This is a genomic window from Amorphus orientalis (assembly GCF_030814015.1).
GTDB lineage: Bacteria > Pseudomonadota > Alphaproteobacteria > Rhizobiales > Amorphaceae > Amorphus > Amorphus orientalis.
In genome coordinates this window covers 207328-230895 of record NZ_JAUSUL010000004.1, presented here as the reverse complement: position 1 = coordinate 230895, position 23568 = coordinate 207328, and the positions used below count along the sequence as shown (strand labels likewise).

23 protein-coding genes are annotated in these 23568 nt (G+C 66.9%); 12 read left to right on the top strand and 11 right to left on the bottom strand.

Translation table 11 applies throughout. The features are described 5' to 3' along the window. The first annotated feature begins 150 nt into the window (after positions 1–150). Positions 151–1155, top strand: coding sequence for a DMT family transporter (locus J2S73_RS18015; RefSeq protein ID WP_306887043.1), 1005 nt, complete (start codon positions 151–153; stop codon positions 1153–1155). A gap of 22 nt (positions 1156–1177) precedes the next feature. Here the strand turns inward: J2S73_RS18015 and J2S73_RS18010 are convergent, their stop codons facing one another. The 4 genes from J2S73_RS18010 to J2S73_RS17995 all read right to left on the bottom strand — a co-directional run bounded on the left by J2S73_RS18010 (position 1178) and on the right by J2S73_RS17995 (position 5126). After that, positions 1178–1654 carry an SRPBCC domain-containing protein gene (locus J2S73_RS18010; RefSeq protein WP_306887042.1) on the bottom strand — a complete coding sequence of 159 codons (477 nt, stop codon included), beginning with the start codon at positions 1652–1654 and terminating at the stop codon, positions 1178–1180. A 44-nt stretch (positions 1655–1698) separates the two neighbouring features. Continuing rightward, positions 1699–2811: an NAD(P)/FAD-dependent oxidoreductase gene (locus J2S73_RS18005; RefSeq protein ID WP_306887041.1), complete on the bottom strand. Its 1113-nt coding sequence runs from the start codon at positions 2809–2811 to the stop codon at positions 1699–1701. Between the two features lie 10 nt (positions 2812–2821). Beyond that, complete coding sequence (locus J2S73_RS18000) at positions 2822–4429, bottom strand: carboxyl transferase domain-containing protein (protein ID WP_370874458.1); 1608 nt, start codon at positions 4427–4429, stop codon at positions 2822–2824. A 130-nt stretch (positions 4430–4559) separates the two neighbouring features. Beyond that, positions 4560–5126, bottom strand: coding sequence for a MarR family winged helix-turn-helix transcriptional regulator (locus tag J2S73_RS17995; protein WP_306887040.1), 567 nt, complete (start codon positions 5124–5126; stop codon positions 4560–4562). Positions 5127–5187: 61 nt separating this feature from the next. On the opposite strand from J2S73_RS17995, the gene J2S73_RS17990 reads away from it, so the two are divergent. Next, complete coding sequence (locus J2S73_RS17990; protein WP_306887039.1) at positions 5188–6225, top strand: 2,5-dihydroxypyridine 5,6-dioxygenase NicX family protein; 1038 nt, start codon at positions 5188–5190, stop codon at positions 6223–6225. Between the two features lie 37 nt (positions 6226–6262). On the opposite strand, the gene J2S73_RS17985 is transcribed toward J2S73_RS17990, so the two are convergent. The 4 genes from J2S73_RS17985 to J2S73_RS17970 form a co-directional block, all read right to left on the bottom strand. Further along, a complete protein-coding gene (locus tag J2S73_RS17985) occupies positions 6263–6781 on the bottom strand; it encodes a CreA family protein (RefSeq protein ID WP_306887201.1) in 519 nt (172 codons plus the stop codon). 115 nt (positions 6782–6896) lie between these two features. Then, entirely contained in the window at positions 6897–7787 is an 891-nt protein-coding gene (locus J2S73_RS17980; protein WP_306887038.1) for a cation diffusion facilitator family transporter, read from the bottom strand. A 39-nt stretch (positions 7788–7826) separates the two neighbouring features. Then, positions 7827–8870 carry a glycosyltransferase family 4 protein gene (locus J2S73_RS17975; RefSeq protein WP_306887037.1) on the bottom strand — a complete coding sequence of 348 codons (1044 nt, stop codon included), beginning with the start codon at positions 8868–8870 and terminating at the stop codon, positions 7827–7829. Beyond that, a complete protein-coding gene (locus J2S73_RS17970) occupies positions 8867–9667 on the bottom strand; it encodes a UDP-2,3-diacylglucosamine diphosphatase (protein WP_306887035.1) in 801 nt (266 codons plus the stop codon). The genes J2S73_RS17975 and J2S73_RS17970 overlap by 4 nt, the downstream gene beginning before the upstream one ends. 411 nt (positions 9668–10078) lie before the next feature. Here J2S73_RS17970 and J2S73_RS17965 point away from each other — a divergent pair, with 411 nt between their 5' ends. From J2S73_RS17965 to J2S73_RS17945, 5 genes are all read left to right on the top strand, one after another. Next, entirely contained in the window at positions 10079–10867 is a 789-nt protein-coding gene (locus J2S73_RS17965) for a hypothetical protein (RefSeq protein WP_306887033.1), read from the top strand. Between the two features lie 181 nt (positions 10868–11048). After that, entirely contained in the window at positions 11049–13007 is a 1959-nt protein-coding gene (locus tag J2S73_RS17960; protein ID WP_370874457.1) for an acetyl/propionyl/methylcrotonyl-CoA carboxylase subunit alpha, read from the top strand. 74 nt (positions 13008–13081) lie between these two features. Beyond that, on the top strand, positions 13082–13516 hold the full coding sequence (locus J2S73_RS17955) for a DUF1489 family protein (RefSeq protein ID WP_370874463.1): 435 nt from the start codon (positions 13082–13084) through the stop codon (positions 13514–13516). A 60-nt stretch (positions 13517–13576) separates the two neighbouring features. Beyond that, entirely contained in the window at positions 13577–14350 is a 774-nt protein-coding gene (locus J2S73_RS17950; protein WP_370874456.1) for a vWA domain-containing protein, read from the top strand. Position 14351: 1 nt separating this feature from the next. After that, positions 14352–15059, top strand: a complete 708-nt coding sequence (locus J2S73_RS17945; RefSeq protein WP_306887029.1) for a DnaJ domain-containing protein — start codon at positions 14352–14354, stop codon at positions 15057–15059. A gap of 141 nt (positions 15060–15200) precedes the next feature. On the opposite strand, the gene J2S73_RS17940 is transcribed toward J2S73_RS17945, so the two are convergent. Continuing rightward, positions 15201–16670, bottom strand: coding sequence for a D-alanyl-D-alanine carboxypeptidase (locus J2S73_RS17940; protein ID WP_306887028.1), 1470 nt, complete (start codon positions 16668–16670; stop codon positions 15201–15203). Positions 16671–16916: 246 nt separating this feature from the next. Here J2S73_RS17940 and J2S73_RS17935 point away from each other — a divergent pair, with 246 nt between their 5' ends. The 5 genes from J2S73_RS17935 (at position 16917) to J2S73_RS17915 (ending at position 21702) form a co-directional block, all read left to right on the top strand. Then, a complete protein-coding gene (locus J2S73_RS17935; protein WP_306887027.1) occupies positions 16917–17249 on the top strand; it encodes a phasin family protein in 333 nt (110 codons plus the stop codon). Positions 17250–17625: 376 nt separating this feature from the next. Then, positions 17626–17970 carry an ATP-dependent Clp protease adapter ClpS gene (gene clpS, locus J2S73_RS17930; protein WP_370874462.1) on the top strand — a complete coding sequence of 115 codons (345 nt, stop codon included), beginning with the start codon at positions 17626–17628 and terminating at the stop codon, positions 17968–17970. A 9-nt stretch (positions 17971–17979) separates the two neighbouring features. After that, positions 17980–20463 (top strand): ATP-dependent Clp protease ATP-binding subunit ClpA, encoded by a 2484-nt coding sequence (gene clpA / locus J2S73_RS17925; RefSeq protein WP_306887024.1) that lies wholly within the window; start codon positions 17980–17982, stop codon positions 20461–20463. Positions 20464–20686: 223 nt separating this feature from the next. Next, complete coding sequence (locus J2S73_RS17920) at positions 20687–21352, top strand: AzlC family ABC transporter permease (RefSeq protein WP_306887023.1); 666 nt, start codon at positions 20687–20689, stop codon at positions 21350–21352. Beyond that, positions 21349–21702, top strand: coding sequence for an AzlD domain-containing protein (locus J2S73_RS17915; protein WP_306887022.1), 354 nt, complete (start codon positions 21349–21351; stop codon positions 21700–21702). The genes J2S73_RS17920 and J2S73_RS17915 overlap by 4 nt, the downstream gene beginning before the upstream one ends. 43 nt (positions 21703–21745) lie before the next feature. Here J2S73_RS17915 and J2S73_RS17910 read toward each other — a convergent pair whose 3' ends face one another. Continuing rightward, positions 21746–22174: an HIT family protein gene (locus J2S73_RS17910; protein ID WP_306887021.1), complete on the bottom strand. Its 429-nt coding sequence runs from the start codon at positions 22172–22174 to the stop codon at positions 21746–21748. An 84-nt stretch (positions 22175–22258) separates the two neighbouring features. Continuing rightward, on the bottom strand, positions 22259–23491 hold the full coding sequence (locus J2S73_RS17905) for a GNAT family N-acetyltransferase (RefSeq protein WP_306887020.1): 1233 nt from the start codon (positions 23489–23491) through the stop codon (positions 22259–22261). Positions 23492–23568: the final 77 nt, after the last annotated feature.

Sequence of the window (23568 nt, the reverse complement as noted above, 5' to 3'; positions counted from 1 at the left end):
CCGGCCATGGCCCGGGCGACGGGCAGGCATTCCCGGACGGCGATTGCCGCCCGGCCGGCCGCGGCGCATAAGAGGCGGGGGACCGCCACCGGACCGGTTCGGCGGCGACTGACGGGCAGGTGCGGAGCGTGAGCGCGGAAGAGCGGTGCAATGGCTGACGGGTCGCCGGAGACGGGCGAAGCTGCGTCGGGGTCGAGCGGCGGGACCGACAGCCAAAAGGGTGCCGCGCCCCAGCTCGGCTCGCTGGCCGGCATCGGTTTCAAGGTCCTGTCCGCGCTCCTGTTCTCCGGCATGCTGGCCCTGGTGAAGCTGGCCGGCGAGCGGCTTCCGGTGGGTGAAATCCTGTTCGTGCGCAACGTCGTCGGCGTGATCCCGGTCCTGGTCTTCGTGACATGGACCGGAGATCTGGCGGGTGTGCTGCGCACGTCGCAGCCGTTCGGTCATGTGAAGCGGGCCGTCATCGGTACCGCCGCCATGGGTCTGTGGTTCGCCTCGCTGACGATGCTGCCGCTTCCGGACGCGACCGCGATTTCCTATGCCGCTCCGCTGATGCTCGTCGCCCTGGCGGCCCTGCTTCTCGGCGAGAAGGTACGCATCTACCGCTGGTCGGCCGTCGGCGTCGGCTTCATCGGCGTGCTGATCATTCTGGCGCCTCAGGTGCTCGGCGGAACCAGCCCCGCCGCCGACATGCAGCGCACCGGATCGCTGCTCGCGCTTGCCGCCGCCGGATGCATGGCGCTGGCCTCCGTCTTCGTGCGCGAGCTGACCGCCACCGAGCAGACCGGAACCATCGTGATCTATTTCTTCATGGCGGCCGCCGTCATGTCGCTGGTCACGGCGCCTTTCGGCTGGGTCGTTCCGACCGCTTTCGAACTGGCGCTCCTGCTCGGGATCGGGCTTCTCGGCGGGATCGGTCAGATCCTGCTGACCCAGGCCTACCGGTTCGCCGAAGCTTCCACCGTGGCCCCGTTCGAGTACACGACCATGATCTGGATGGTGCTGCTCGGCTACTTCCTTTTCGGCGAGGTTCCGCAGCCGTTCGTGATCGGCGGCACCGTGATCGTGATCGGCGCCGGCCTCTACGTGATCTACCGGGAGCGCAAGCTCGGGCTGGAGCGCCGGGAGCGGGCCGCTGCCTCACCGACCCGGCCATGATGCCTCTTGCCCGCAGACGTCGTCATCCGGCGCGCCGGGCGGCTTCCGCCTGCAGGGCTCCCAGAATGCTCGGCCAGCCCCTGGCGCCGGACAGTCTTTCCAGATGCGCTTGCCAGTCCGCCTGGTTCTTCAGGCCCTGGTGGACAAAGGTGATGGCAGACCCGGTCGTCCCTTGGGGCTCGAACCGGATGCGCAGCCGGCTTGCATCGACGGCATTTGCCTGAAGGCCCAGATCGGCGGTGATGTGCCACGAGATCGCGATCCGCGTCGGCCGTTCGACCTCGAGCACGCGCCCCCAGACGAACATGTTGCCGTGGTGGTCGAACTCGACACAGCGTCCGCCCGGCGAGGGATCGATGGCCATCCGGTCGAAGGTGTCATCGGAGAGCGTGCAGGCGCTCGGCCACCACACGCTCGCTTCGTCGATGAAGAGGGAGAACGCGTCTTCGGGGACGAGGGGAAGGGTGAACGTCTCGATGAAGGCGTCCTCGCCCGGCATCGCGGTCTCCAGCGTGTGAGGCCGATCCGTCGGCCGGCTCCGGCTCAGCCGGCGAAATGGCCCGCCATCCGCTCGGCGATGATGTCGAACCGGCCGGGCTCGTCCATCGCCTCGGCGGCTTCGTATCCGCTCAGCGCCCCGAACTTGAAGCCATGGCCGGAATCCGCCGACAGGAGCACGGCCTTGCCGGCACGCCGCAGAACGAACCTGTTCTCCGGAGCCGTTGTGTAGAAATTGGTCTGGGCCGAGCGGACGGTGAAGCGGTCGATGTCGCGGAACATGCCGCGATAGGCCGCGATGATCTCCTGCACCCGTTCCTCGGTGGCGACGCGGCCGGTCTCCGGGTCGCCGGGAACCGAGAGCCGTCCGAGGCCGAGCTTGGGCGGAAGCCCTTCGACAGGGGCAATGCCCCACAGATCGTCGAAACCACCGAAATCGACCCAGGACGGAGCATCCTGCCAGGCATCGGCGAGATCCTCGGGCGGCTCCACATAGACGATCGTCGACGTCGTCGGCACGAGATCCGGTGCGCCGGGGAAGCCGAGCGCCGGTGCGCCGACGCCGGCGGCGATCACCACGGTGTCCGCGGTCAGGCGCTCGCCGGATGCGGTTATGACGGCTCCGGCCTCCGCGTCCAGTTCGGCGACCTCGGTCCCGGTCCGGATTTCGGCGCCCTTGGCGGCAAGCCAGTCGCGCAGCCCTTCCAGGATCCGGTTGGCCATCAGGGCGCCGCCGGTGGGTGTGTAGCTGACGAAGCGGGCGGCAAGGTCCGGATTGAGATTGGGAAAGCGGGCGACGGCGTCGGCGGCGCTGATCCGCTCATGCGGAAGCCCAAGCTTGTCCATCGCGCGGCAGGAGGTATCGGCCCAGTCGCCCTCCTCGGTGGAGACGGCAAAGACGCCGGTCTCGACATAGTGGCAGACGCCGAGATCGTGCCAGAGCCGATCCCAGGCCTCGAAGGCAAGCCCCATCCGCGCCGCGTAGCCGATATGGTCGCCATAGTGCCAGCGGGTCAGCCGGTGATGGTCGCAGGAAGCCGCCGTCGGATTCGGGATCTCTCCCTTCTCCAGAACGGTGACGGTCCAGCCGCGCTTGACCAGCCCCCAGGCGGTGGCGAGCCCGGCCACGCCGGCGCCGACGACGAGTGCATGGGACATTGGGAACCTCTTACATTCGGAAGACGCCGAACCGGGTCTCCGGGATCGGGGCGTTGAGGGCGGCGGAAAGGGCGAGGCCCAGGACGCGGCGGGTTTCCGAGGGCGCGATCACCCCGTCGTCCCACAGCCGGGCGGTGGCGTAGTAGGGATGGCCTTCGGCCTCGTACTTCTCGCGGATCGGCGCCTTGAAGGCGTCTTCCTCCTCCGCCGACCAGGTGCCGCCGTCGGCCTCGATGTTGTCGCGCCGCACGGTCGCCAGCACCGAGGAGGCCTGCTCGCCACCCATCACCGAGATGCGGGCATTGGGCCACATGAACAGGAAGCGCGGCGCGTAGGCGCGTCCGCACATGCCGTAGTTGCCGGCACCGTAGGAGCCGCCGATGATGACCGTGAGCTTCGGAACTGCGGCGCAGGAGACGGCCGTGACGAGCTTGGCGCCGGCGCGGGCGATGCCGCCCGCCTCGTAGTCCTTGCCGACCATGAATCCGGTGATGTTCTGCAGGAACAGGAGCGGAATCTTGCGCTGGCAGCACAGCTCGACGAAGTGGGCGCCCTTCTGGGCCGACTCGGAGAACAGGATGCCGTTGTTGGCCAGGATACCCACGGGCATTCCGTGCAGGCGGGCGAAGCCGGTGACAAGCGTGGTCCCGTAGAGCGCCTTGAACTCGTCGAACTCGGAGCCGTCGACCAGGCGCGCGATGACCTCGCGGACGTCGTACTGGTGCCGGAGGTCGGCCGGAACGACGCCGTCCAGATCCGACGCCGGATGCAACGGCTCGCGCGGTTCGCTCAGCGTGACCTCGGGACGCTTGTCGCCGTTGAGGTTGGCGACGAGGCGTCGCGCCATCGCCAGCGCCTGATCGTCGTCCAGGGCGTAGTGGTCGGCGACACCGGAGACCCGGGCGTGGACATCGGCGCCACCCAGTTCCTCGGCGGTGACGATCTCGCCCGTCGCCGCCTTCACCAGCGGGGGGCCTGCTAGAAAGATCGTGCCCTGGTTGCGTACGATGATGGCTTCGTCGGACATGGCCGGGACGTAGGCGCCACCGGCGGTACATGACCCCATGACCACGGCGATCTGGGGGATGCCGGCGGCCGAAAGCTGGGCCTGATTGTAGAAGATGCGGCCGAAGTGCTCCCGGTCGGGGAACACGTCGGTCTGGTTCGGCAGGTTGGCGCCACCGGAATCGACCAGGTAGATGCACGGCAGCCGGTTCTGCCCGGCGATCTCCTGGGCGCGCAGGTGTTTCTTGACCGTCATCGGATAGTAGGTGCCGCCTTTGATCGTCGCGTCGTTGCAGACGATCATGCATTCGCGGCCCTCGACCCGCCCGATCCCGGTGATCAGCCCCGCGCCGTGGATGGCATCCTCGTACATGCCGTGAGCGGCGAGCGGGGACAGCTCGAGAAACGGGATGCCGGGGTCCAGGAGCCGCATGACGCGCTCGCGCGGCAGAAGCTTGCCGCGGCCGAGATGACGCTCGCGGGCCCGCTCGGGTCCGCCCAGGGCGGCTTCGGCGCGCTTGGACCGCAAATCGTCGACCAGGGCCTGCATGGCCGCATGCTGGGCCTCGAAGAGCGGGGAGCCCGGATCGATCGTCGTCTTGAGCACGGCCATGCTGCGTCTCCCCTGATGTTGGCGGCCGGCCTGTCGTGGCAAACCGGCCTGCCGTTTGGTTGGTCCCTGCGCCCCTCGGCAAGCCTTGGCGCAGATGGCCGGCTTGGGCAAGGTGCGGCCCGGCGGAACGTCAGTCGGTATCGGTGTCGATCGGCCGTGCCGTCTTGTTGCTGGCCAGGGAGCGGGCAATCAGATGTTTGAGGATCCGCTTGATCTGCTCGACTTCCTGCGGATCGTAGCCGGCCAGCATTTCCTGCTCGTGGGCTCTTGCGACCTCGATGAGGGGCGTCACCCTCTCCAGGCCCGCGGGCGTGATGTGAACGCGCACGCGGCGACGGTCCGCCGTGTCGCCGCGCCGTTCGATCAATCCCTGGGAGGACAGCCGGTCCAGTACCTTGGACAGGCGCGGCTGATTGAACAGCGCCAGCTCCGCCAGCTTGGAGACCGACAGCCCGTCCACGTCCAAGAGACAAGCCAGAACCCGCCACTCGGCAATGCCGGTCCCGTGCGCCTTGATGCGGGCGTGGATCTCGGCCGAAAAGACATGGCTGGCCTGAGCGAGCAGGTAGGCCGTGTAGTCGCCGACGAAGCTTCCGTCCGGCGCCTTCGTGTCGGCGCGGTCCGCAGCATCTTCGGTGGTCTCGCTGTTTCGAGGCAGATCACTCATGGTGTTGCGCGTTTCGGACGCCTGTTTCATAACTTTTCATGGAATGCACGGGAAGGGCTGACGCCCGCCCCATCGAAAGGACATTGGCCCCATGCTTGCCGACCGTATCGAAGCAAAATGGATCGACGCTTTCGTCGAGGCCTTCGAAGCCTCCGCCATCCGGGCCGAGGAGACGGTGGCGATCCTTTCCGAAACCCAGTCGCGGCAGCTCAATGTGCACCTCGCCGAACTCGCCCTGCAACGCATGGGCGTGCGTCCGTTTCATATCGTCGTTCCCACGCCGCGCAATCCCTGGGGCGTGATCGCGCGCTCCACCGGAGCGAGCCAGGCGATCGGGCAGATGGCGCCGGTGGTCGATGCGCTGGCGGCCAGCGACGTGGTCGTGGACGTCACCCTGGAAGGGCTCATGCATTCGCCGGAGACACCCGCGATCCTCAAGGGCGGCGCGCGCATCCTGGTGATCTCCAACGAGCACCCCGAGGCGCTCGAGCGCATGCGCATCGATCCGGATCTGGAAAGCCGGGTCAAGGCGGCCGTGAAGAAGCTTCGCGGCGCCACCACCATGACGGTGACGTCTGCTGCCGGCAGCGACCTGTCGGTGACGATGACCGACGCCTCCACCGTCGGCGTGTGGGGCTGGACCACGCGTCCGGGAACGCTGGCCCACTGGCCGGGCGGGATCGTGGTCTCCTTCCCGGCGAAGGGCACGGTCAACGGCCGGCTGGTGCTGGCGCCGGGCGACATGAACCTGACCTTCAAGCGCTACTACGAAAGCCCGGTCGAGCTGGTGATCAAGGACGACTATGTCGTGGAGGTCGGCGGCAGCGGCGTCGATGCCGACCTGATGCGCGACTATTTCGCCGCCTGGGGTGACCGGGACGCCTACGCCGTCTCGCATGTCGGGTGGGGGCTCAACCGGGGCGCCCGCTATGACGCACTGACCATGTACGACAAGCGCGACACCAATGGCACCGAGCTCAGGGCCGTCGCCGGCAACTTCCTGTTCTCCACCGGAGCCAACGAATTCGCCGGCCGCTACACGGCCGGCCACTTCGACCTGCCGATGATGAACACGACGATCAAGCTCGATGGCGAAGCGGTCGTCGAGGACGGGCGACTCGTAGACTGAGCGGATCCGCGAAGGTGGGACCGGTTTTCCGTCCCGCTCACTCCTCCAGGGCGTCGGCGCATCTCGGCGCGGGCTGGTCGCCCCAGGGCATGATCGGCACGGTGGACGTGGAGTTCTTCGGGCTGCCCTCGATCAGCTTGTCGGAATAGACGAGATAGACGAGCACGTTGCGCTCCTCGTCGCAGCCCCGCACGATCTGCATCCGCTTGAAGAACAGCGACCGGCGCTGACGAAAGACCTCGTCGCCCTGTTCGAAGGTGCCCTTGAACGCGACCGGCCCGACCTGCCGGCAGGCCAGCGAAATGTCGGACACCTCCTCGGCCACGCCGAACATGCCGGAGACGCCGCCCTTTTCCGGCAGGGTGTAGTGGCACGCCACCCCGTCGATGAGCGGATCGTCGATGCCGTAGACCGCCAGTTTGTGGTCGGGCGTCAGCAGGTTCCACTTGGTCGACTTGTCGAAGATCTTGTCCGGCTCGTCGGCTGCGGCGGGCAGGGCGAGCGCGAACGCAAAAAGCGCGAGCGCGACGGCGAACGGTCCGGCAAGGCGCGACATTGCCATGGGGCGGGTGTCCTGAACTGTTGACTGTGCATCCGAAATGGGGGCTCGGCGCTGCCGGCACAAGCGCGCGCGGGCTGCCCCGGCTGCTGGTCGGGCGGTGCCGCGAGGCCTATTCGGACACCGGTACTCCAGAACTCTTGGCCTTGGTTTCCGGTTCCACGTGGATGGTCACGACCGCGCCTGGAACGTGGCTGCGGATGGCGGCTTCCAGGCGGTCGCAGATCGCGTGGGAGGCGGAAACGGTCATCCCGCCGTCGACGACCAGGTGGAACTCGATGAACGTCCTGTGGCCGGCATGGCGGGTCCTGAGGTCGTGCATCTGGATCGCACCGCCGCCGTTCTCCGTGATCACGGCCTTGATCTCGTCCAGGAGCGCCGGCGAGACCGCTTCGTCCATAAGGCCTGCGACGGATTCCCGGATCAGGCGCCATCCCGACCAGAGGATGTTCATCGCGACGACGATGGCCAGCAGCGGATCGAGGATCTGCCAGCCGGTCACCGCGGCCAGGGCGATGCCCGCGATGACGCCGCCGGAGGTGACGACGTCGGTGTAGAGATGCCGCCCGTCGGCCACGAGCGCCATGGACCGCATCCGGCGTCCCGCGCGGATGAGCACGACCGCCCAGACGGCGTTGATGGCGGTGGCCACTCCGACGACCGCCAGTCCGATGACGGGCGTCGTGATCGGTCTCGGGTCCACCAGGTCCTTGTAGGATTCGTGCGCGATGGCGATGGCGGCCACGACGATCAGCACGCCCTCGACCACCGCGGAGAGATATTCCGCCTTGCTGTGGCCGAACGGATGGTTGTCGTCGGCCGGCAGCGAACTGACCCGCAGCGCGACAAAGGCGGCAAAGGCGGCCGCGATGTTGACGATGCTCTCCAGGGCGTCGGAGAGGATCGCCACGCTGCCGGTCAGACGATAGGCGGCGTATTTGAGGGCGAAGACGACGATGGCGATCGCAATGCTGATCGCCCCCAGCTTCAGGGTCTTGGTCATGGCGCGGATCGTCGACTGCGTCGTCGGAGCGCCGCCCGATCAGGCGGCGTTGGCGGAATTCAGCTGGCCGGACAGGGCGGCCTCGTTCGCCGCCTGCACATTCTCCAAGAACTGCTGGGCACTGGCCTCCCAGGAGAAGGTCTCGGCATAGGCGCGACACCGGTCACCGGGAATGTCCAGGGCCGCCAGCGCCGCTTTCTTCAGGTCGGTGTCGAGGGCGCCGCACCCGGAGTCAGCCACGACGTCGATCGGCCCCATGATCGGGAACGCGGCGACCGGCACGCCGCAGGCCATCGCTTCCAGAAGGACCAGACCCCAGGTGTCCGTCAGGCTGGGGAACACGAACACGTCGGCGGACCGGTAATGGGCGACAAGATCGTCGCCGAACTTCGGACCGGTGAAGACGGTATCGGGATAGCGGCTCTTCATGCTCTCCAGCGACGGCCCGGTGCCGACCACCACCTTGGTGCCGGGAAGGTCGAGCTTCAGGAAGGCCTCGATGTTCTTCTCCACCGAGACGCGGCCGACATACATGAAGACCGGTCCGGGCAGGTCGAGCGCGGGCGGCACCTCGGTCCTGAACAGGGTCTGATCGACGCCCCGGACCCACCGGTAGAGGTTGGTGAATCCGCGGTCGGAGAGGTCCTTTTCGAGGGTGGTGTTGGACACCATGCAGCCCGCACCGGCGTTGTGAAAGCGGCGGACGAACGAGTAGGACCAGTTCAGCGGAACCGGTGCGCGGGCGGCGATATATTCGGGAAATCGGGTGTGGTAGCTCGTGGTGTAGGGATGTCCCGCGGACAGGCACCACTTGCGCGCCAGCATGCCGAGCGGCCCCTCGGTGGCGATGTGGACGTAGTCGGGACCGAACGCCTCGATCTTGCGGCGGATCGTCGATGGCGAGGTGATGCTGAGCCGGATTTCCGGATAGGTGGGAAGCGGCACCGTGCGAAAGCCGTCCGGCGTGAGCGGGTAGACCTCGACCCCCAGATCCTCGAGCTTCTCTTTCGTGATCTGCAGCGTCGTGACGACGCCGTTCACCTGCGGATGCCAGGCATCCGACACCAACAGGAGCTTGTTCATGCGGCGGCCTGCTCTGCGGCCAAGATCTTCGTTGTCGACTGCTCGCCGAGTTCGGTCCAGCGGATGAGCTCGAATTCGCCGTCGAAGGTTTCGCCGACCGCCGTGCAGCTTTCGACCCAGTCTCCGGTGTTGATGTAATGCACGCCGAACTCCTCATGCATCGCGGCATGGTGGATGTGGCCGCAGATCACACCCTGTACATCGCGACGCTGGGCCTCTCCGGCAAGGGTATGCTCGAACTTGCCGATGAAATTGACGGCGTTCTTGACCTTGAGCTTGGCCCAGGCCGACAGCGACCAGTAGGTCAGTCCCAGCCGGCGGCGGACGATGTTGACCCACGTGTTGATGGTCAGTGCCGTGACGTAGGCCCAGTCGCCGAGGAAGGCGAGCCACTTGGCGTGGCGGACCACCACGTCGAACTGGTCGCCGTGGATGACGAGGTAGCGCTTGCCGTTGGCGCCTTCGTGGATCGTGCTTTCCATCACTTCGACGCCGCCGAAGTGGGTGCCGATATAGTCGCGCAGGAACTCGTCGTGGTTGCCGGGGATATAGATCGTGCGCGCGCCCTTGCGCGCCTTGCGCAGGAGTTTCTGCACCACGTCGTTGTGCGGCTGGGGCCAGTACCATGACCGCTTCAGGCGCCATCCGTCGATGATGTCGCCGACGAGATAGATGGTCTCGGCTTCGTGATAGCGCAGGAAATCGAGCAGGAGATCGGCCTGGCACCCTCGGGTTCCGAGGTGGACATCCGATATGAACAGAGCGCGATAGTGCCGCGGCTCGTTCCGGTCAGGCATAGGCGTCCTATCGACCACGTCGTCAGATCCTACTGGCGTCGGCACGATTCGACTGCGTCAGCTTGAGCCTCGTATATCTCATCAACGCGATTCGAATATCAACCATATGACATGAAGAGGGCAGAAGCGGGTGGGACCGGCGAAATCGTGCCGAATTCAAGCCCGTCGGACACCAACGGCGTTCCTCTCGCACATGCAGCAAGTCCATATCAAGGCCGTCAGAGTCGCGGTCGCGGAATCCTGCAACCCCCCGAGCATCGGCGGTTGACACCTCAGTTGCTTCATCCGTAGTGATAACCGAACTTTCCGCGGCTTGCGTCTGGCGTTCTCCTGGAGGACGTCGACACGTACAGTCCTTTTTCAGACACCGGCGCGTCAGTCTCGGCCGGGATTTGCCACAAGGGTGCAGGAATGAGGTCGATTCTCTGTGCGGCTCACGCCGGCGGTCAGGGCAAGACGACGCTGGCCCAGCTCGTCTATCTCGGGCTTCAGCGTTCGGGTGCGAACTACAAGCTCGCATCGGCTGATTTTGTCGACGAGTCCGGGCATTCCAAAATCGGCAAGATGTATCCGCAGCGCGTGACCGAGTTCGGTGTGGGCGCAGAGCTGTCGATCGCCAAGAAGGCGAACGACATGAACGCCTCCCTGAAGTACTGGGACCGGCTCGGTCGCAGCTTCCTGGACGGCGGCGTCGTCGTGGATCTCGGCGCCAACGTGGTGACGCAGGTCATCGAGTGGGCGCGAACCCGCAAGGTGAGCCAGATCTTCCAGTCGCGTAAGGCCCCGCCTGTCGACGTGATGCTGGTCTGCCGTGCCGAAAAGCACGCCATTGACGACATTTCCGATCTGGTCCGGAACTTCAACGATCAGGACGTCATGCCGATCTCGCGCATGTACATCGTCCTCAACGAGGCCGGCGGCAGCTTCTCCACGCTGAAGATCTCGCAGGAGCTGAACAAGATCGCCGAGAACCGCTCGCTCCACTACATCAAGCTGCCGCGCTGCACGTCGGAGCTGTGGCACCTGATGGAGCTGAACTTCGTGTCTCTGGAAGAGGCCCTGAACCTCACCGAGGACGAGGCGGCCGAGAAGTTCGATATCGACATCTGGGAGGCCACGTCCGGCGTCGCCGATCTCCGGATCTGGTTCGACCGCGTCTACGCGACCATGAAGGAAGAGGGCGTCTTCGAAGGCACCTGATCCCCCCGGACGCGAGGTCCCGTACGGGGCCGCCGTCAGACTTCCGGGCCGGTGCGCGCAAGCGCATCGGCCTTTTTCGTGTTTCGATCGATTGCTGCGCTTGCGCCCGTCCGGCGCTGCCACCACAGTTTCGGCACGGGTCCGCCCTGTTCGCTCGAAGAAAGGGGGGACCTGCCGATGAATGGAACGGGGAGGTTCCGGCGTGCTGTCGTCCGTCCTGGTTGCGAACCGCGGTGAAATCGCCGTTCGTGTGATCAAAACCGCCAAACGGCTGGGTCTGCGCACGGTGGCGGTCTTCTCCGAGGCCGATCGGGACGCGCCCCATGTGGCTGCCGCCGACGAGGCCGTCTTCATCGGGCCCGCGCCGGCATCGGACTCTTATCTCGACGTCTCCCGCGTGCTCGCGGCCGCCAAGCGGTCCGGCGCCGAGGCGATCCATCCGGGCTACGGTTTCCTGTCGGAGAATGCGGCGTTCGCGGAGGCCTGCGCCGAAGCCGGTGTCGTCTTCATCGGTCCGCCGCCGGCGGCGATCCGGGCGATGGGCCTCAAGGACGGCGCCAAGGCGCTGATGGAAAAGGCGGGCGTGCCCGTCGTGCCGGGCTATCACGGCGAGCGGCAGGAACCGGAGTTCCTGAAGCAGAAGGCCTACGAGATCGGCTATCCGATCCTCATCAAGGCGGTGGCCGGCGGCGGCGGCAAGGGGATGCGCCGGGTCGACAAGGTCATCGAGTTCGACGACGCGCTCGCCGCCGCGCGCCGGGAGGCGTCGGCGGCCTTCGGCGACGATCGCGTGCTGCTTGAGAAATACGTTCTCAACCCGCGTCACGTGGAGATCCAGGTCTTCGCCGACGCCCACGGTCGGGCAGTGTCGCTCTACGAGCGCGACTGCTCCATCCAGCGGCGGCACCAGAAGGTGATGGAGGAGGCGCCGGCGCCCGGCATGTCGCCGGAGCTGCGGGCGGCGATGGGCAAGGCCGCCGTCGCCGCTGCCGAGGCGGTCGGCTATGTCGGGGCGGGAACGGTCGAGTTCATCGCCGACGGGTCGGACGGACTGCAGGCGGACCGGTTCTGGTTCATGGAGATGAACACGCGGCTGCAGGTGGAGCACCCGGTCACCGAAGCCGTTACCGGGCTGGATCTGGTGGAGTGGCAGCTTCGGGTCGCCTCGGGCGAGCACCTTCCGGCCGATGCCGACGCCGCGCCCATCGACGGCCATGCGATCGAGGTCCGGCTTTATGCCGAGGACCCCGACCAGAACTTCCTGCCCTCGATCGGGCGTCTGGACCGCTTGCGGCTGCCAGAGGGTGAAGGCATCCGCGTCGACAGCGGCGTCGGCGAGGGCGACACGGTCACGGCCTTCTACGATCCGATGATCGCCAAGATCATCGCCCATGGCGCCGACCGCGACCAGGCCCTCGACCGGATGGCTACGGCCCTGGCGGTGACCGAGGTGGCCGGGCCGAAAACCAATCTGCCCTTCCTGCGTGCGCTCGTCGATGCGCCGACTGTGCGCGCAGCGGCCCACGATACCGGCTTCGTCGATGCCAATGCAGCTGCGTTCGCCGAGGGCGGCGTCTCCGATGGCGCGATTGCGGCGGCCGCGGCGATGCTGTTCGCCCCGCCGGAGCCGGTTGTGCGCTCTGACGGCTGGCGGGACCCCTGGTCGGCGGCCGACGGGTTCGCACTGTCCGGGTCGATGGAGCGCGGCGCCCGCGTGACCGTCGACGGCGTGCCCCAGGACGTCCGGGTCCGCTGGACCGAAAACGGACCGACGATCGCCGGCGACGAGGTGCCGGACGACGTGACCGTGGCCGTCACCGAGGGCGGCATCTATGCGCTCCAGGGCGGCCGGTCGGTGCGGGTGGAGCGTCTGGATCCGCTGGAAATGGACCTGTCCGACCTTTCCGGCGACGACCGGATCGTCGCGCCCATGCACGGCAAGCTGACGGCGGTCTATGTGGCGGAAGGCGATGCGGTGGCCAAGGGCGACCGGCTGTTCACCGTCGAGGCGATGAAGATGGAGCACACCGTCGTCGCGCCGGAGGAGGGCAGGGTGGCCTCGCTGGCCGCGGCGCCGGGGGACCAGGTCGCCCAGGGCGCGCCGATCGTGGTGCTGGAGGCGGCGGTCGCGGAGGCCTGACCGGCACCTGCTATCCCCAGGAGATCGCGACACCGCTCTTGCCGCGCCCCGGTTCGCGCGCCACGTTCGCCACCATGTCGCTGAACCTCGTGAAGCTCTGCGTCGGCGTCGAGAGCGTCGACGATCTCGCCCGCTCCATCGAGCGTCGGCTCGACTTGCGCCGGGCGGCCGGTGAGGAAGAGGTGCTGCGCCACACCACCCGGATGACGCCCAAGCGCGGCGACGAGATCCTGGACGGCGGATCGCTCTACTGGGTCATCCGCGGCGCCATCCAGGCGCGACAACGTGTCCTCCGGCTCGATCCGGTGGTGGACGCGGAAGGCACCAGCCGCTGCGACATCGTGCTTGCGCCTGAGCTGGTGACCACCCGCATGGTTCCGCGCCGGCCTTTCCAGGGGTGGCGCTACCTGCCGGCCGACGACGCCCCGGCCGACATGGATCTCGGCACCGGCGGCGACGATATTCCCAGCGAGATGCGGCGCGAACTGGCCGAACTCGGGCTGATCTGATCCGACGCGGCCTGGTAAGGGCAGGCTTGCTGCAATCGGGGGCTTTGCCATGCGGGCCGGATGCGCCATCTAAGGGACGTGAGCGAGAAAGATCGACAGACCCTTCGTCCAGGCACGGCGGCTCCCGCCGCGTCCAGGGACCACGGACCGCCGACCGAACGATCGAGCCGCGCGGACATCGAGGCGTTCGTCGCGCGGGCGCAGTCGACGGCGCCGGCACCCGAAGGTCCGCGCGGCCGGCTGATGTTCGCGCTCGACGCGACGATGAGCCGCCAGCCGACGTGGGACCGGGCGTGCCGGATTCAGGCGGAGATGTTCGAGGAAGCCGGGGAGATCGGCGGGCTCGACATTCAGCTCGTCTATTTCCGCGGCTTCGACGAGTGCCGCGCGTCCAAGTGGATATCCAACGCCGAGCGGCTGCGCGACGTCATGACCGGCATCGAGTGCCGGGGCGGGCTGACCCAGATCCGCAAGGTCCTGCGCCGGGCCATCGACGAGACGCGACGCGAGCGGGTCCAGGCGGTGGTCTATGTGGGCGACTGCATGGAGGAGGACGTCGATGCTCTGTGCGCGCGGGCCGGCGAACTCGGCCTTCTCAAGGTGCCCGTCTTCATCTTCCAGGAGGGGAATAACGGCCCGGCCTCTGCCGCGTTTTCAGAAATCGCGCGCCTGACCGGCGGCGCCCACCTGAGCTTCAGCGCCTCCGCGCCCGATGAACTGCGGCGCCTGTTGCGCGCGGTCGCGGTCTATGCCGCGGGCGGGCGCAAGGCCCTCGCCGACATGAGCGCGCGCGGCGAGAAGGGGGCTCAATTGCTGATCGGGAAGATGAGCTGAGATGCTCTGGCTGTTGCTGGGAGTGATCGCGCTCGGCGCCCTGGCGGTTGCCAGCCAGAGCTTCACCCGCGCCGATCCGGCCGTCCTCGCCCGGCGTCTGCGCATGGCCGGCGGCGTGGTCGTGCTTCTGATCGCGGGCGGGCTGGCGCTCAGGGGACTGTGGCCGATCGCCGGTCCGTTGGGTCTTTTCGGCCTCTCCCTGCTGGGCTACGGCGCTTTCCCGTTGGGCGGCGGCGCCGGTCGCGCCAAGCGCTCCTCGGGCCAGACATCGTCGGTTCGTACGGATTTCCTGAACCTGACGCTGGACCACGATTCCGGGGCGATCCACGGCGAGGTCCTGAAGGGCCGGTTCGCGGGCCGCTCCCTCGACGGGCTCGACGACGCGGAGCTGGGGGATCTGCTTTCGGAGGTCTCCGGCGATCCCGACAGCGTGGTGCTAGTCGAAGCTTATCTCGACCGCCGGATCCCCGGTTGGCGTGAACACTTCGACCAGGACCCGGGTGCGGGGCAGTCCGCTGCGGCGGGCTCGGGTGTCATGGGTGAAGAAGAGGCCTACGAGATCCTTGGTCTTCAGCCAGGCGCCAGCGAAGGGGAGATCCGCGCCGCGCATCGCCGGCTTATGAAGGGGCTCCACCCCGACCACGGGGGCAGCACGTTCCTTGCGTCGAAGATCAACGAAGCCAAACAGCGGCTTTTGGGCGGGCACTGACACGGTAGGTTTCCCCCTCGTCGGTACGGTCTTCTTTCCGGTGACTGCCGCGGGCCGCGGTTCGGCCCGCACGTCGCCGGCGGCGGTGCTCTCGGGTGCGGATGCTGATCCGGTGAGGCTGCTCATCGACCGCTTCTCCCGTCAGGAAGCCGGATTGAGTGCCCAGCAGGAGAGCTTCCGCTTCTTCAGCTGGGAGCAGGCCGACCAGGCCTCCGACTTGGTGGAGAAACCGGTGAAGCGGGCGCGGTAGAGCGTGGTCCCGTTCACGTCGACGGCTTCGGTGTAGAGGTCGCGGCCGCCCAGGACGTTGCTGTTCTTCTCCTGGGCCGCGCGCAGCAACGAGCGGGCCTCGCTCTCGCTCTGGGTCGCGGCGATCTGCACGTGCCAGCCACTCGGCGCAGCCGATGTCGGTTTCGGAGCGGCCGCCGCGGCGATCACCGTCTCCGTCGCCTCTTCGGCGTCCTCGGGGCTCTCGTAGGATCCGACGGCGTCGGTCGGCTCCATCGGGGCTTCCGAGGCCGCTTCCATGGCATCGGCGTGGACCGAGGCCGCATAGGCGGCGATCAGTTCCGGCGTCAGCGTGCGCGGCGTTCCGGTTGCCGGAGCCGCCAGCGGCTTGCCTTCTTCGACGGCCATGGTGGTGGCCTTCTGGACCGCCTGGGTCGCACCGGTGTCGGGCTCGGCGAGCGCGAGCGCCACCGGCATCGCCGGACGCGCGGCCGGAACCGGCACGTTGCGGGCGATCAGGGCGCCGCCGGCGCCGGGCCTGGCCTTCTTGATGTAAGTCGCGATCAGCTCTTCCATGTGGGCGTCGCGGGAGCGTCCGGTGCGGCCGCCGAAGACGGCCGCGACGATGTAGCGCCCGTCGCGCTTGACCGAAGTCACCAGGTTGAAACCCGACGCGTTGATGAAGCCGGTCTTGATGCCGTCCACACCCTCGACGCGGCCGAGAAGCCGGTTGTGGTTGCGGTGGGCGACGCCGCGATAGGTGAACGACCGGGTCTGGAAGTAGCTGTAATAGACCGGGAAGTTGCGCTGGATGGCGATGCCCAGCCGGATCTGGTCGCGGGCCGTTGTGACCTGCGCGCTGTTGGGCAGGCCGGAGGCGTTCTTGTAGGTGGTGGAGCTCATGCCGAGCCGGCGGGCGGTCCGGGTCATCCGCTCGGCAAAGGCGCCCTCGGAGCCGGAGATGTGCTCGGCCACGGCCGCCGCGACGTCGTTGGCCGACTTGGTGACCAGGGCGCGGATCGCATCGCGCGTCTCGATCGTCTGGCCCGGCTTGAAGCCGATCTTGGAGGGAACCTGCTTGGCGGCGTGCGCCGACACCTTGATCGGGGTGTCGAGGGCCATGCGGCCGGCGCGCAGCTCCTCGAAGACCACGTAAAGCGTCATGATCTTGGTCAGCGACGCCGGATAGCGCTTGGCGTCGGCGTGGCGCGCGAACAGCGTCTCGCCGGTGTTTGCGTCGACGACCATCGCCGCATATTTCGGATTGGCCGATGCCGTCTGGGCGGTCGCCGTCAGGCAGGCCAGGGTCAGGAGGATGGCTGCTGCGAAACGGAGGGCCGTCCTGGCCCAGTCTCCGCTCGTCGAGATGTGCCCGCTACTCATGAAGAACCCTTACTCGAACACTCTACTGTCGCCCCAACCGGAGACCGTTCTTGAATGCGGACGTCCGGCATCGATTGTGGGAACGGTACGTGGAAGCGGTTATCGGGCCGTAAACAGATCGCCTTTCATTCGAGCGGACCGGGTCTGCTGCAATGCAGCAAATCCCTTGACGGGGTTTGTGCACTGCGTGACACTCCGCCCCTACGGCACCGATATTTCATTCACGTCAGTCCATCAGGGGGCCCGATGACGCTCGGCTTCGACGACATCCAGAAAATGAATCAGCAGAATCTCGACCATGCGATGAAGTCGCTCGGCACGGCGAGCGAGGGCTTCCAGGCCATCGCCACCGAACTCGCCGACTACTCCAAGAAGAGCTTCGAGGACGGCACCGCCGCGCTCGACCAGGTCATGAACGCGCCCAGCGCGGAGAAGGCCTTCGAGGCGCAGGCGACCTACATGAAGTCGGCCTACGAGGGCATGGTCGCGGAGATGACCAAGCTCGGCGAGCTTTACGCCGGTATGGCACGGGACATGCAGAAGACGGCCCAGGCCGCCGTGAAGATGCCGGGCGCCTAGGACCGGTCGCCAGACACTCCGGTGGAGTGCGGATCTTCCTGAAGCCCGGCGCCCTCGCGCCGGGCTTTGTGTTTTGTGGGTAGATTTCCCGGGCGACGGGTCGGGTCCATTGCGCCTGCCAGTGAGCGCCTTACAATGTTGGAGAACGCTGCTTACATTTAGCGACAACAACGTCGCTTTCGGTGCGGCGGCGGCGCGGCTCCATCCCGCGTCGTTACAGAGAAGCGGCGGCGGGCGCAGTGCGACACCAGCCGCCGGAGCGTGTGAGATCGATGGTCGCCGGCGGGAGAGCGGAGTGCTCGGGCCGCGCGATCCCAACCTGACGGGCCGGAGATTGCTGGACCCATACGCCACCTATCACGACGGACCGAGCGCCATGCGGACTCAACCGATTGTGATGACGACACCATCCGACGACGACGACCAATCCGGGACCGTCGTCGTTACCCGTACGCGGCCGAAGACCAAACGGCCGAGCATGTATCGGGTGCTGCTGCTGAATGACGACTACACGCCGATGGAGTTCGTGGTGCACGTGCTCGAGCGGTTCTTCCAGAAGACCCGCGACGAGGCGACCCACATCATGCTCCACGTCCATCATCACGGAGTGGGCGAATGCGGCGTGTATACCTACGAAGTCGCGGAGACCAAAGTGACTCAGGTCATGGATTTCGCGCGCAAGCACCAGCATCCTTTGCAGTGCGTCATGGAGAAGAAGTGAGGAACCCTCGTGCCATCATTCTCCCGTAGTCTCGAAAAGGCGCTGCATCAGGCGCTCGCTTATGCCAACGAGCGCCATCAGGAATACGCCACACTGGAGCACCTTCTTTTGGCGCTCGTCGACGACCAGGATGCCGCCGCCGTGATGCGGGCCTGCAACGTCGACCTGGAAAAGCTGAGGCGGGACCTGGTCGAGTACGTTGATACGGAACTCGACAATCTGGTCACCGACACTGGCGACGATTCCAAGCCGACCGCCGGGTTCCAGCGCGTCATCCAGCGGGCCGTGATCCACGTCCAGTCCTCCGGACGGGACGAGGTGACCGGCGCCAACGTGCTGGTGGCGATCTTCGCCGAGCGCGAGAGCCATGCCGCGTTCTTCCTGCAGGAGCAGGACATGACCCGGTATGACGCGGTCAACTACATCTCCCACGGCATTGCCAAGCGGGCCGGCATGTCCGAGCCGCGCTCGTCGCGTGGGTCCGAAGAGGACCAGGCGACCGTGGAAGGCGGCGAGCGCGCCAAGCGCAAGACCGATGCTCTCGAAGCCTACTGCGTGAACCTCAACGAGAAGGCCGGCAAGGGGAAGATCGACCCGCTGATCGGGCGCGCCAGCGAGATCCGGCGCACGATCCAGGTCCTGTGCCGCCGCCAGAAGAACAACCCGCTGCTGGTGGGCGACCCCGGCGTCGGCAAGACGGCGATCGCCGAAGGTCTGGCCAAGCGGATCGTCGACGACGACGTGCCGGCGGTGCTCGCCGACGCCACCATCTTCGCCCTCGACATGGGCGCGCTTCTCGCCGGTACCCGCTATCGCGGCGACTTCGAGGAGCGGCTCAAGCAGGTCGTGAAGGAGGTCGAGGAGTATCCCGGCGCGATCATGTTCATCGACGAGATCCACACCGTCATCGGTGCGGGTGCGACCTCGGGCGGGGCCATGGATGCGTCGAACCTGCTCAAGCCGGCGCTGGCCTCCGGGTCGATCCGGTGCATCGGCTCGACCACCTACAAGGAGTATCGCCAGTTCTTCGAGAAGGACCGGGCGCTGGTCCGCCGCTTCCAGAAGATCGACGTCAGCGAGCCGTCCGTGCCGGACACGATCGAGATCCTCAAGGGGCTGAAGCCCTATTTCGAGGACTATCATTCGATCCGGTTCACCAACGACGCCATCAAGGCGGCGGTGGAGCTGTCGGCACGGTACATCAACGACCGCAAGCTGCCGGACAAGGCGATCGACGTGATCGACGAGACCGGGGCGTCGCAGATGCTTCTGCCGGAGGCGCGTCGGCGCAAGACCGTCGGCGTCAAGGAGATCGAGGCGACGATCGCCACCATGGCGCGGATCCCGCCGAAGTCGGTGTCGAAGGACGATGCGGAGACGCTGCGCAATCTCGACGAGAACCTGAAGCGCGTGGTCTACGGCCAGGACGAGGCGATCGACAAGCTCTCCTCCGCGATCAAGCTGGCCCGGGCCGGCCTGCGCGAGGCGAACAAGCCGATCGGCAACTATCTGTTCTCCGGTCCGACCGGCGTCGGCAAGACCGAGGTCGCCCGCCAGCTGGCGTCGACACTCGGGGTGGAGCTCCTGCGCTTCGACATGTCGGAGTACATGGAGCGTCACACCGTGTCGCGGCTGATCGGTGCGCCTCCGGGCTATGTCGGCTTCGACCAGGGCGGCCTGCTGACCGACGGGATCGACCAGCATCCGCACTGCGTGCTGCTCCTCGACGAGATCGAGAAGGCGCATCCGGACCTGTTCAACATCCTTCTGCAGGTCATGGATCACGGCAAGCTGACCGACCACAACGGCAAGCAGATCGACTTCCGCAACGTCATCCTGATCATGACGACCAATGCGGGCGCAGCCGATCTCGCCCGGGCGCCGATCGGCTTCAACCGGAGCAAGCGGGAAGGCGACGACCAGGAAGCGATCAACCGGCTGTTCACGCCGGAGTTCCGCAACCGTCTCGACGCCATCATCCCGTTCCGGAACCTGCCGGCGGATGTGGTCCATCAGGTCGTCACCAAGTTCGTCATCGAGCTGGAAGCCCAGCTCGCCGACCGCAACGTGACGTTTGAGCTGTCCGATGCCGCGGTCTCCTGGCTGGCGGAGAAGGGCTACGACGAGCAGATGGGCGCCCGCCCCCTGGGCCGCGTGATCCAGGAGCACATCAAACGGCCGCTGGCCGACGAGGTGCTGTTCGGCAAGCTGATGAAGGGCGGCACCGTGAAGGTCGACGTCGGCGAGAAGGAGGACGGGTCCACCGGCCTCACCCTCGAGGCGATCGCCGACGAGGCCGCCAAGGCCAAGCCGCCGGCCAAGCCGAAGAAGAAGGCCGCCGCGCCCAAGAAGGGCAAGGGCGGCTCCGGGTCGGGCGGCGGCTCCAAGTCGGGCGGCTCGAACTCCGGAGGCTCCAACTCCGGCGGGTCGGGCGGTGTTCCGGCCAAGCAGTCCAAGGGCAGCTTCGTGCCGAAGGTGCCGCTGACCCAGTAACGGGCTCGCCGGCGCGACCGGCATTGATCCTATCGGAAGTGAGAAAGCGCCGGTCCCCTGGGCCGGCGCTTTTTTGCATGGCTGTGGGGCGCCCCCGGGGCTGGGGCGGGTGGCACAACTGTGCTACCGGCAGGTGTCCCTTCGTCGACATCGATATCAGCGCGTGTCCGAGACCCCACCCCCCTTGTCACCGGCGCAATGGTTCCTGAAAGGAACCGCCAAGATGGTGTCGATCCCGGCGCTGGTCCTGATGGCCGCCCAGGTCGGGTTCGCGGCCCTGGCGCGGGATGCGGGGCTGAGCCTCGTCGAGATGGTGATGGTGGCAACGATGGTCTGGGCGCTGCCGGCGCAGATCGTGTTCGTCGGCTCGGTCTTGAACGGTGCGGGCTGGCTGGCCACAGCGCTTGCCATCAGCTTTTCCTCGATCCGGTTCCTGCCGATGCTGATGGCCTGGACCCCGGTCGTCCGTGACGAACGCACCTCGAAGCTCTCGCTGCTGGCGGTCTCGACCTATGTGGCCGTGACGTCCTGGGTCTTCAGCATGTCGGAGCTTCCGAAAACGCCACGCCACGCGCGACTGCCCTATTTCGCCGGCTTCGCAGCGGCCCTGCTGACCGTCAATCTCGTCGCGGCGAGCTTCGGCTATCTCGTCATTGGACAGGTCAGCGGCTGGGTCTCGGCGGTCCTTCTGATGATGACCCCCCTCTACTTCCTTCTCACCATGTCCGGTGCCGGACGGGTGAAGGCGGATCATCTGGCGATGATCTTCGGCCTGGTCATCGGACCGGTCCTGCACGCGACCGGGTTCGACTTCGACATCCTCGTCGCGGGCCTCGTCGGAGGGACGCTCGCCTATCTCGGCGGCCGTTTCTGGAAGGCCCGGACATGAGCGGGGCGACCGAACTCGATTTTGCCGGGCTGGGTCCGTTCCTGACGATCCTGATCATCGCCGCGCTTCCGACCCACATCTGGCGGTGGCTCGGGGTGCTGTTCGCCGGGCGGCTGACGGAAGAGTCGGAGATCTTCATCTGGGTGAAGGCGGTGGCGATCGCGCTGCTGGCGGCGCTGATCTCCCAGTTGATCCTGTTTCCGAACGGCGCGCTGGCGGACGTTCCGATGCTCGTTCGGGTCGCGGGAGCAGCAATCGGCCTTGCGGTCTATTTCGCCACCCGGCGGACGCTGGTTCTCGGGCTTCTGGCCGGCGAGGCGATCATCGCCGCCGGCTGGTTTCTGCGCTGAGCGCGGAGGTCCAGCCAGTGAGGACCGGGTCCGGGTCTTTCCCTCAGGCGCCGGCGAGCGCCGCCTTCATCTTGTCGGCCTGCTCCTGAAGCATGTCCTGGTCGGCCATGTCGCCGGTGTGGGGGCGTAGCGCGACGCCCTCGTAGCGCGGCAGCACGTGGACATGGGTGTGGAACACCACCTGTCCGCCGGCGCTTTCGCAGAAATTCTGGATGGTGACGCCATCGGCGGAGAAGGCCTGCATCGCGGCCCGCGCCAGCCGCTGGGCGGTCGCCATGGTGGCCGCCAGATCCTCCGGCGCGATGTCGAGGATGTTGCGTGACGGCGCCTTCGGGATCACGAGGCAATGGCCGTCCGACCGGGGCATGATGTCCATGAAGGCGAAGGTGCTGTCGTCCTCGTAGATCTTGATCGCCGGGAGTTCGCCACGAAGGATCCTGGCGAAGACGTTGCTGTCGTCATAAGCGGTCATGGCGCCTCTCCAAACGGTTGATGGCCGGTCGCGATCTGCGAGCCGCAGGACGCTACAAGATCCGCCCGGCCGGTCAAGTCGCCGTCAGCGGTCGTCGCCGCCGCGCTTGTAGGGCGCGTGCTCCAGCAGGAATTCCCGCTCCGCCGAAATCGCCTGGCGCTCGCGCTCCAGATAGTCGGCGATCGCCCGGCGCAGCCCCGGGTGCAGGATAAAGTGGGCGGACCGGGTGATGTGGGGCTCATAGCCGCGGGCGAGCTTGTGCTCGCCCTGGGCGCCGGCTTCCACGCGGGTCAGACCGTGGGCGAGCGCAAAGTCGATGGCCTGGTAGTAGCAGATTTCGAAGTGCAGGAACGGGTGGTCCTCCAGACAGCCCCAGTAGCGGCCATAGAGCGTTTCGGACCCGATCAGGTTGAGCGCGCCGGCAATCGCATGGCCTTCGTGCCGGGCGAAGACCAGGGCCACCCGGTCGGCCATCTTCTCGCCGAGCGCGGAGAAGAAGGCGCGGTTCAGATAGGGTTGGCCCCATTTCCGGGCGCCGGTGTCCATATAGAAGGCGAAGAAGTCGTCCCAGTGGGCTTCGGTGAGGTCGGCGCCCGTCACCCATTCGATTTCGAGGCCGGCTGCGAGCGCGTCGCGCCGCTCCCGCCGGATCTGCTTGCGCTTGCGCGAGGACAGGGCGGCCAGAAATCCGTCGAAGTCGCCATAGTTGCGGTCGATCCAGTGGAACTGGACGTCGGTACGGGCGAGATAGCCGCGGTCGAGGAGGTCGGTCCAGTCTTCCTCGAACAGAAAGGTGGCATGGACGGAGGACGCGTCGGCCTGAGCGGCGAAGGCGGCGAGGCCTTCGCCCAGATGCGCCTTCAGCGTCTCCGCATCCTCGCCGCGCCCGACCAGTAGCCGCGGACCGGTCACCGGCGTGAAGGGCACGGAGACCTGGAGCTTCGGATAGTAGGTGCCGCCGGCGCGCTCGAAGGCATCGGCCCAGCCATAGTCGAACACGTACTCGCCGCGCGAATGGGTCTTCAGATAGCTGGGGGCGGCCGCCCGGATGACCCCGTCCGCGTCCTCGATCAGAAGCGGACGCGGATACCAGCCCGCCTCCGGCCCGACGCAGCCGGTCTCCTCCAGAGCGGACAGGAAATCGTGATCGACGAACGGATCGTAGGCATGGGGCGGCGTGCCGTCCTGGACCAGGGCGCCGCCCTTGCGCGTCCAGCCGGGGTTGGCCAGTGCGTTCCAGACGTCCCGGTCGACCGAGGAGACGCCTCCGGCTGCCTTGAGAACGAGGTCGGATGGGGCGGAGGGGTCAGCGGACATGGCGGCTCGATGATCGGGATAATCGGAACGGGCGATCGTCGCTTATGGTCATAGGGTAAGCGCTGGCTGCCCGGTCT